The 294-nt window shown below is 67.3% G+C and carries 1 pseudogene; it reads left to right on the top strand.

The features are described from left to right. Positions 1-294 (top strand): annotated as a pseudogene (gene groEL / locus V5E28_RS49320) (chaperonin GroEL); the annotation flags it as partial.

Here is a 294-nt window from a genome sequence, read left to right as displayed (position 1 = left end):
TACATCGCCCCGCTGTTCATCACCGACTCCGACCGGCTCGAAGCGGTCCTGGACGAGCCGTACGTGCTGATGGTGAGCGGCAAGGTCTCCGCGAACAGGGATGTGCTGCCGCTGCTCGACAAGGTGGTGCAGGCGGGCAGGCCGGTGCTGGTCATCGCCGAGGACGTCGAGGGTGAGGCCCTGGCCACCCTGGTCGTCAACAAGATGAAGGGCGTCCTGCGGTCGGTGGCGGTCAGGGCCCCGGGCTTCGGTGACCGTCGTAAGGCCATGCTCGGCGACATCGCCACCCTCACT

It is taken from the genome of Nonomuraea sp. LPB2021202275-12-8 (genome assembly GCF_037044575.1).
GTDB lineage: Bacteria > Actinomycetota > Actinomycetes > Streptosporangiales > Streptosporangiaceae > Nonomuraea.
The sequence above is the reverse complement of the archived record's forward strand: the minus strand, read 5'-3'. Positions and strand labels throughout refer to the sequence as shown.